Origin of the sequence: Vibrio sp. 10N.261.51.F12 (assembly GCF_041471725.1) — a bacterium.
In the GTDB taxonomy this organism is placed as follows: domain Bacteria; phylum Pseudomonadota; class Gammaproteobacteria; order Enterobacterales; family Vibrionaceae; genus Vibrio.
Window position 1 is genome coordinate 106200 of record NZ_JBFROV010000019.1, and the last position, 9030, is coordinate 115229.

The window sequence follows — 9030 nt, forward strand, 5'->3', positions numbered from 1 at the left end:
CGCGTAGTGAACTTATTCGGGTGTCATTCATTTCTATTTACGTGAGTCACACGCTGATGAAGATCCTCGTCTGCACGAGGATGACGGCGTAATTGGGATGGTTTGAAGAGGGATAAGCTAAGTGCTATATGTTCACAAATTAAAATACCCGTCATCCCCTTGAAAAAGGGGATCTTCATCAGCGCGTTGTGACCCTATTCGGGTGTGATTTATTTCTATTTAAGTAAGTCACACGCTGATGAAGATCCTCGTCTGCACGAGGATGACGGCGTAAGTGTGTATCACATCTTGGTTATGGGTTGCATCTACAGGCATCTTGGACTTAAATGTTTCATTCTTAGACTTAAAGGAGCCAGCATGTATCTCGTATTGTATTGCCATAACATTGGTATGACGGATTTTTCTTTTTTTGAAACGGAAGATTTTGACATAGAAGAAGGCTACACAGTCCGCGGGAAGTGGCCAAATGAGCAAGCATTTCGGCGTTATCTAGTTACAGAGTTTGGGGATATGAATCACTTAAAAGTGATCGATCTTATTGCTCAAGGCAAAGAAGCGGAGCGGTATTCTCCCTCTGAATTGCTTCAATTTGTGTAACGCAGGGTTCATCGGCAGTCTCTGTGCACTATTTGGGATTGTTGTGTAGCGTTTCGAAGTGCGCTTTTAGTGTTCGATGACCATATTTGGGCGCGACCATATCCATGGCCATAACGGTCATAAAAAATTCTAAGGGGCCACTGGCGTATTTGGGGGTTAAGTGCCGCGCAAACCATAATGCGCTTTTACGAATCCATTCGGGAATCATGCGGATTCGAGCACGCTTGCCGAGTACATCAAAAGCGATATCAACCATTTCTTGATGGGACAGTATCTCTGGGCCACCTACGGCAATTTCGGTCATGTTTGTCTCAATTGCGTCGACGCACACGCTAGCAAGATCGGCACCATGTATTGGATTACTGCGATATGAACCATCTCCAAATAAATACGCTTTACCTTTTTCTGCCATGTGGTAAATCTCGCTTAAATCGGAGAAAAAACCCGTAGGTCGAATGATACAGTAATCAATCCCAGAGTGTTTTAGCGCGAAGACAAACTTCTCCTTCGCTTGGCATATCGCTAAATCTTGTAACCTATCACCTTGAAATACCGACACATAGATAAACTTCTTCACCCCCGAACTCATTGCTTCGCGCAGTAGATTTATATTGGCTTGATAATCGACATCCTCATAGGACAGCTTATCAGATTGACGAGTAATCCCGATGGTCGAGATGACCACATCAATGCCTTCACAGATGCCACGCAGCGTGTCAGGCTGTGTCACCTGTGCGGTAATGATTTGTTCAGAGCGAAGACCTAAACTATTTAACTTCTTTGGATTGCGAGCAACTGAAAATGACGTCATATCGCGGCTTTCTATTTCGGATATCAGATATTGCCCTAGATAACCTGTTGAGCCTGCGATCAATACGTTTGTGTTCAGCATTAAGTTTGTCCTTTTAATCATCTGAGGTAATAGTAACGGAAATACTGAGGCACGCAGAAATCTTTGCTGGATGTGTTGGACTTTTTTGTAGATAAATATGAATAAGCCGTCGCGACGTGAGGTTGGTTGCGAAGTGGTAATGATTCCGAAATGACATTAGCTCCGAAACAACAATAGCTCCAAAACGATAATAGTTCCGAAACAACAAGTGTGAAAAATCGACTTATTCGGGAATAAGAGGACAATACACTCTGACACCGATAGTGAATATAAGCGTGATGATCAACACGACTAATGGTGTTGCGAACGTCGATGAATGTTGCGATATCACGAGGTAGATTCGAAGGTTAAACAGTAAACAGGCTAAAAATAGGAGTAATGGTAATTCAACAAGGTTACCTAAGCTCTGTGGGCCTACGCCGATTGAAGCAAGTAAAGACCACCAACCGATGACCCAAATGGGTAGTAGCGCGTCAGACCACTTTAACGCCTCAGCACGAAATGCTTTAACGCCAGCATAGCTCACGAGCAAATAATAGCTGGCTAAACAGAGACAAAAGAAAAGGATCACTACCATACTCCACGTCAATCAACGTAGTGATTATTACACACGAACTATCCGGTTATTGCGTTGAATTGTATAGAAAGTGTATGGTTTAACGTTGATTGTGTGGGCCAGTAATGAACGCTTTATCTATGATGGTTCAAGGTTCGACTTATCACTGTGTGTGGACATCGGACTGAGCTAACCGGTTTTTTATATAGTCGAGAAACAATTTGGTTCGGGTATGTTCATAATCAAGGGCTGGGTAATACGCATACATGGTCGAGTCTTCGGCTTGAATTTCGGGTAGTAACCGAACGAGCGCACCTGACTTGATGTCATCTTTAATCATGGCATCGTTACCGATTAAGATACCCATGCCACTTTTGGCGGCAAAAAACAACGCTTCTGGGTTTGTGGTGGCGAAATTACCAGACAATGTGACTCTTTGGTTTTTGTTTATTTTATATTCCCGCTGTGGCCGTTCGCCCCATATGAGGACGTTATGTTGCTTAAGATCTTCGATGGTGGTTGGTTCGCCATGTTGACAGATATAAGAAGGCGCGGCGTATAGGCCCACTTGTTGTTCGAACAGTTTGATCTGCTTCATGCTTAATGAATTGAGTTGTTCAATCTCGCGGCTAATGAAGATATCTAAGTTGGAGTCTGGCAATTGACCCGGTGCCGTTGTGATGAGTTGTATTCGAATCTCTGGGTATTTGAGCAAGAAATCGCTAAAGTATTGCACTAAAAACTTTGACCCGACTGCAATGGTGGCTCCAATCCTTAGCAAACCAGCCGGTGTTTGGTTGACTGAGCGTGTCTCGTCGATAATGGACTGAAATCGATCCATTGAATCTTTAGCTCGTTGGTAAAACAGTGCACCAGCTTCTGTTTGTGTCACTGATCGAGTGGTGCGCTTTAGAAGCTGCACGCCAATGATGTCTTCTAGCCAATGAATACGTTTACTAATCGCCGAATTTGTGGTGTTCATTCGTCGGGCAGCGCCATTAAAGCTCCCTTCTTCTACGACTCTTATATAGCTGTTAATACACTGAATCCAATCCATATCAGTTTTCCATTGTTTCTTTTGGGGATATAATCTATTTCCATCATACTCTATTATCATAAAGTAATACGCAATATAGACTAAGCGTATGAATAAAAAACAATCCAAACCCTTCAATAAAACCCCGATGCTGCTTGCTATGATGATCATTGCAACAGGCCAAGTAGGGGTCAGCATTTATTTGCCTTCGTTACCGCTAATTAGTGAGTCTCTATCGCTAACGCACGCTGATGCTCAAATGTTAGTGACACTATTTCTGGTGGGCTTTGGCTTGTCCCAGCTATTTTATGGTCCGCTTTCTGATTCAATAGGAAGGCGACCGGTCTTTTTACTTGGCCAAGGGGTTTATCTACTTGGTACTGTATTGTGTATCGTTTTGTCAGAACACTTGTTTGCATTGGAATTTGGTCGCCTTTTACAAGGTCTTGGGGCAGGCAGTGCGTCGGTGTTGGGACGCAGTGTGTTACGAGACAGCTATGATGGCAAACAGTTGACCAAGGCGTTGTCTTATATTTCAATGACCGCTTCGATTATGCCGATTATTGCGCCGGTTTTTGGTGGCTGGATTGCCTTTCAACTCGGGTGGGAGGCGGTATTCGTTTTTGTATTGGTTTATCTCATCGCTATTTATGTGTTGGGGTGGTTCATTTTGCCCGAAACACTGCCGTATGCCCCTCGTCGTTTTGAGATAAAAGGCGTGTTGCAGACGTATTCTAAGCTCATCGTCAACCCACAGGTGATCGGCAGTGCGAGTTACAACTGGATCAGCTACTTAGGAGCTGTTGTGTCGCTAAGCCTATTTCCATTTTTGATGCAACACGAACTGGGATTGACGGTTGCAGAGTATGGCTCGATTATGATTATCCCATCTGCAGGGCTATTGCTTGGCAGTGTTTCTTTGAATATTCTTAATCGTTACTTGTCGACCGCTTGGCTACTATTGCTCGCTATTAGCATAATGGCAACGTCTGGTTTATGGCTGTTGATGACATCCATATCGGTATTCAATTTGATCTTTTCTTTCACACTACTGACGATTGCACAGGGGATGTCGTTTCCGATTTCAATCAGTTTGTTACTTGGCCCCCATAAGCAGCAAGCGGGTTCAGTATCGGCACTGTCTGGCTCAATTCAAATGGTCATAGCAGGCGTATTAGGCGCACATTTAGTGGAGCATTGGATTGATGGACAAAAAAGCTTGGGCGGCTTTTATATGCTCTCGGCTGTGATGATGGCGGTTGTGTTACTGATGAGCCAGATTAAACGCTACTCCTCTACTTCGGCAGTGGAGTAACCGCCGTTAAAATGAAATTGGTCCTAAATTATTCATTTGTGTTAATACCCATTGCGTACGTTGCTGTACATAAGGCGTATTTGGGGTAGGCTTTATTTTATAAGGGTTCGGAAGTACGACTGCTAGCTGGGCACTTTGTGCGGCAGACAGCTGTTTTGCTGTGATGCCGAAGTAATATTGGCTTGCAGCCTCAACACCGTATATGCCTGGACCAAATTCAATCACATTGAGATATACTTCAATGATTCGCTTTTTACTCAAAATCGCTTCCATAAGTAACGCAATGTACAGCTCATACGCTTTTCTAACGTAGGTTTGGCTTGGGAACAAAAACACATTTTTTGCAGTTTGTTGAGTAATGGTACTTGCACCGCGCGATGGTGTGCCTGTGGTTTCGTTCAATACACTCAAGATGGAATCAATATCGATGCCGTAGTGCTTAGTAAACAACTGGTCTTCAGAGGCGATAACAGCCAATGGCATGCTTTGGGAAATATCTTGGAGTGGCACCCAATCATGAAGAACGCTGTCCGGATAGCTTTCAGGTGGGAATAGCGTACGGCTGATTTGCCAACCCCAGACTGGTGGGTTGAGAACCTTTAATGAAAAAACCAGTAAGATGGGGACACCAGCTAAAATGAGTATGGTGTTTATAATTAGTTTCTTTATCATAAAATTCAAAAAGTTAGTACATTAGTCCGCGAAAAGTAATTGTAGGTGGCTTTTGGCAGTGACACCAGAATAAACAACAATGATGGGCATTATTTTCCTATTAGTTTGAACTATCTAGGGTATGATTCGTCTATAAGAAACGACAACATATCATTAAGGAACGACGATGCTAGTGAATTTTAGGCGAAATACAATCTTGTTGGCTTTCATGACTGTTGCGCCTACTGTATTGGCAAATACGAACGAACCCGCACCGGTAACCGACATTATTCATGTTTCCGAGAATACAAGCGTTTCTGAAAACACAAATACCGAGACGGTTAATGCCACGGAGAGCGTGAGCACAGAGTCGGTAGTCGCTGAGCCAACCAAAAACAATAATGTAGCGGCAGAGCCTGCAGCACCAGCGAGTAAAATCGAAGCGACATTAAACCGTTTCAAAGAAGCGGATGCGACGCATCCATTTTTTGAGAATGCCTATGGGTATGCTGTGTTTCCAACGGTTGGCAAAGGTGGTTTTGGGTTAGGTGGCTCTTATGGTGAAGGCAAAGTCTATCGTCAGGGCGTTCATGTGGGTGAGACCACTTTAGCGCAGTTGAGTTTCGGCCTTCAGCTTGGAGCTCAGGCTTACAGTGAGGTCATTTTCTTCGAAACTAAAGCCGACTACTACGCGTTTACTAGTGGTAGTTTTGAGTTTGGCGCGCAAGCTTCTGCTGTCGCGATTACATTGGGGGCAAGTGCACAAGCGGGATCAACTGGGGCAGGAGCGCAGGCTGGGGATAATCAAAGTAAAGCGGCGTACATTAATGGGATGTCAGTGTTTACCTTGACCAAAGGTGGCCTGATGTATGAAGCGGCCATTGGTGGCCAAGGTTTTACGTTCGCACCGAACAACAATTACGATAATAAGTAACACTTAGTAATAGTAATAGTAATAGTAGATTGTTAAACATAAGTCATACGCACGATTCGTGATGACACAAAGCCTCCGTTTTGGAGGCTTTGTGTCATCAAGGCTGCGCGTTGGTTCTGTGGGAATATCACTGTAAATGCCATCAACGGTGGCAACTTCAATAGCTAAACTGAGACAGGTTGTGGTAGTTGGTCCGATTGATTGAGTTTAATAACCAAATGAATAAGCAACATCACACCTGTCACCGCTAAGCCAACAAGAATGCCTCCCCAGATACCGGCCAATTGGTAATGCTTCATTAAGTACCATGCCGATGGTAGACCAAATATCCAGTACCCAATCCCACTCATAATCGTGGGCACAATAACAATTTTCATCCCTCGAAGTAGGTTCATCGCTAATAACTGCCATGCGTCGACAACAAAACTGAGTGCGACAACCCAGATCAGTGAAGAGAGCATGTGTGTTAGGTCAGTGTCACCTTGGTCATCGAGTTGGAATAGGTTGGCGATAGCATCTGGCCACATGATAAAGACAATGGCTAGAACCGCGCTTAATACGGTAACGAGCGCGAAGCTTCGTTTAGCGGTTGCTTTTATGCCCGCAAAATTATTATTGCCGTAATCCTTACCCACCAAAATCGCTGACGCTTGAGAAAAGCCAAAATTGATGTTCCATGTAAAACTTAAGCACTGCAGCAGAATTTGGTGAAGGGCAAGGGATGCGATACCAATCATGCCTGACATTAATGTCCCACCATAAATCAGCCCCATTTCTAAGCCAGCCGCGATCGCGATAGGTAGACCCATAGAAAGCAGTGGTAACACTAGCTTCCATGAATACTCATCAAGTTGACGCCATGGTGCATATTTATAGTAGACCGGACGCTTGAAGACCCAAATACTGTAGCCAATAAGGACGAAAGAAGCGGCCAGTACAGTGCCGATACCAAGGCCGGCTATACCCATATTGAGTGTAAACGCGAGACCATAACTCAATGGAACATTTAAGATGACAGTCACTAAAGACATGATCATGACAGACTTCGCATCGCCGAAATTACTTGTGAGTCCGCGTAAAATCAGTAGTAGCAGTGTCGGTAACATTGCCCATTTCAGTGTATCTAGATACTTCATGGCGATGGTGATGGTACTTTCTGGTTGCTTTGCGAACATGAGAAATTGAGGCGCATAAACAAACAAGAATGTGAGTAGGATACTTAACACCACAGACAATATCACGGCGCCTTTGATTGCCAGCCGAATTTGTCGATGCCCGAATTCGGGCCTTGCTACTGATTGCCCGTATGCGATCGCGATTAAGTTTGCAACACACCCCACTGTGCTTCCTGCAACGAGAAAAACAAACGTGTAAACCGAAGCACCTAAACCACCTCCTGCAAGATCGGCTACACTGAGTCGAGCCATCATCCAAACATCCGTCAATACCAATGCCATAGAGATAAGCTGAGAAATAATCAATGGGGTCGCGAGAGAGAGAATTTTTTTCATGATAGCCTCGGGTGATGAGTCGAGTAGTTTATATAACTCGGTGTGGCGTTCAATCAACATTTATGCCACTCTCATATGATTTGAAGTCATGTGAGCAATTATGAATCCCTATTCGAATATTCCTTATTCACACAACAGCCTAAAGGTGTTTGAAGTTGTCGCAAGGCATATGAGCTTTACAATGGCGGCAAATGAACTTCACGTAACCCAAAGCGCAGTGAGCCGTCAGGTAAAACAACTTGAAGATGAGTTAAATGCATCTTTAATTGTGAGAGGTCATCGAACGATTCAGCTGACGCTGAAGGGGCAAGAGCTTCAAGACGTTCTAGAAAGGAATTACCGTTCGCTGCATTCATTGTTGGATTCCTGGCGTGTCACACCGAATCAAAAGATTGTCATTCGAGCGGCGTTAAGTTTTGCTACACGTTCGTTATTGCCAAAGATTCATCAGCTAAGTGAGCGCTATCCTAACAATGAAATTGTTGTCATTCCGGTCATTGATGAAGAAGAGAGTTTACGTGCGGGCGACTATGATCTATTTGTGTTTACCACTCGCTATGGTGAACGTTTTGAACATGACCCCGAAATATTGTTCTTACGAGAAGAGTACATGGCGCCGGTGTGTACTAAACCTATGATGAATGATCATGGTGATATGGACACGTTGTTGTCGTTACCTAGGCTTCACCCGACACTCGATCATCACGATTGGCGTGTTTGGCTTAAAAAAGTGGGTCACGTTGATCAAAAAACAGTAAGAAACTCGACGTTTTATACATTGGATCTCACATTGAGTGCCTGCCTATCAGGGCAGGGCGTGGCGGTCACAGACTTATTACTCGCGTTACCTGAATTGGAGCGTGAATACTTGTTTTGCCCTAGTCATGCGCCAGTGCATTACAGCGCATGGCGTTATTATTGCCACAAAAGAACCGACTCTCCGGTGGTTGATGAGCTTGTGGAATGGCTGAAAGCTGAAACGCAACAGGAACTTGAAAAATTAAAGAGGTTATCAGAGCATCATCAGTGGGGCATACCAGAATTCTAAGTACCAAAAACTAGTGATTAATCACTGAAATTATTGTCGAGGCTTGCTAGTTTTCACTTAAGTATAAAAGACAATGACCGTCTACCGCGACTATAGGCGATGGCTGAGAGAGCTACCTACATTGTTAAGACGTTATAGGATTGAGTAAATGAGAAGTTGGATTTTTTTATTGGTGTGTATTGCCATTACGGTATGGATGATATTTGATTCAGGAAAATCTGACCAAGTATTGTCCATGTTTGAGCATGTCACTTTGCCTAACGTTAATGACTTGATGGAGTATGTGGGACAAGGTTTTTACTATGTTGCGTTGCTCATTGGTGTCGTATACCTAGGGCGTAAGTTTAAAAACCAACGCCGCAATCAGGAATAAATCTTGCCGTAGTTGCGAATACAATCCGTTGTTAATACAACGAAAGCTCATTTAGGAGCAGCCCTAGTCGTTGCACACAAAAATAATCGTTGCACACAAAATAAAACGCCCCCAGCG

10 protein-coding genes are annotated in these 9030 nt (G+C 43.9%); 5 read left to right on the forward strand and 5 right to left on the reverse strand.

The features are described 5' to 3' along the window. Positions 1 to 357 precede the first annotated feature (357 nt). Positions 358 to 597: a hypothetical protein gene (locus tag AB4405_RS13115; RefSeq protein ID WP_102532630.1), complete on the forward strand. Its 240-nt coding sequence runs from the start codon at positions 358 to 360 to the stop codon at positions 595 to 597. A 28-nt stretch (positions 598 to 625) separates the two neighbouring features. Here the strand turns inward: AB4405_RS13115 and AB4405_RS13120 are convergent, their stop codons facing one another. The 3 genes from AB4405_RS13120 to AB4405_RS13130 all read right to left on the reverse strand — a co-directional run bounded on the left by AB4405_RS13120 (position 626) and on the right by AB4405_RS13130 (position 3102). Beyond that, complete coding sequence (locus AB4405_RS13120; protein WP_372061205.1) at positions 626 to 1489, reverse strand: SDR family oxidoreductase; 864 nt, start codon at positions 1487 to 1489, stop codon at positions 626 to 628. Positions 1490 to 1712: 223 nt separating this feature from the next. Then, on the reverse strand, positions 1713 to 2066 hold the full coding sequence (locus AB4405_RS13125) for a hypothetical protein (RefSeq protein WP_372061206.1): 354 nt from the start codon (positions 2064 to 2066) through the stop codon (positions 1713 to 1715). A gap of 142 nt (positions 2067 to 2208) precedes the next feature. Beyond that, positions 2209 to 3102, reverse strand: a complete 894-nt coding sequence (locus tag AB4405_RS13130; RefSeq protein ID WP_372061208.1) for a LysR family transcriptional regulator — start codon at positions 3100 to 3102, stop codon at positions 2209 to 2211. An 88-nt stretch (positions 3103 to 3190) separates the two neighbouring features. On the opposite strand from AB4405_RS13130, the gene AB4405_RS13135 reads away from it, so the two are divergent. Further along, entirely contained in the window at positions 3191 to 4396 is a 1206-nt protein-coding gene (locus tag AB4405_RS13135; protein WP_372061210.1) for a multidrug effflux MFS transporter, read from the forward strand. Between the two features lie 6 nt (positions 4397 to 4402). Here AB4405_RS13135 and mtgA read toward each other — a convergent pair whose 3' ends face one another. Then, entirely contained in the window at positions 4403 to 5068 is a 666-nt protein-coding gene (gene mtgA, locus AB4405_RS13140) for a monofunctional biosynthetic peptidoglycan transglycosylase (RefSeq protein ID WP_372061211.1), read from the reverse strand. Between the two features lie 166 nt (positions 5069 to 5234). On the opposite strand from mtgA, the gene AB4405_RS13145 reads away from it, so the two are divergent. Continuing rightward, positions 5235 to 5981, forward strand: a complete 747-nt coding sequence (locus AB4405_RS13145) for a YSC84-related protein (RefSeq protein ID WP_372061213.1) — start codon at positions 5235 to 5237, stop codon at positions 5979 to 5981. A 164-nt stretch (positions 5982 to 6145) separates the two neighbouring features. Here AB4405_RS13145 and AB4405_RS13150 read toward each other — a convergent pair whose 3' ends face one another. Beyond that, positions 6146 to 7492: an MATE family efflux transporter gene (locus AB4405_RS13150; protein WP_372061215.1), complete on the reverse strand. Its 1347-nt coding sequence runs from the start codon at positions 7490 to 7492 to the stop codon at positions 6146 to 6148. A 100-nt stretch (positions 7493 to 7592) separates the two neighbouring features. Between AB4405_RS13150 and AB4405_RS13155 the strand changes: the two genes are divergently transcribed. Then, positions 7593 to 8540, forward strand: a complete 948-nt coding sequence (locus AB4405_RS13155; protein ID WP_372061216.1) for a LysR family transcriptional regulator — start codon at positions 7593 to 7595, stop codon at positions 8538 to 8540. A gap of 148 nt (positions 8541 to 8688) precedes the next feature. Continuing rightward, positions 8689 to 8913 (forward strand): hypothetical protein, encoded by a 225-nt coding sequence (locus tag AB4405_RS13160; RefSeq protein ID WP_102532637.1) that lies wholly within the window; start codon positions 8689 to 8691, stop codon positions 8911 to 8913. The last annotated feature ends 117 nt before the right edge of the window (positions 8914 to 9030 follow it).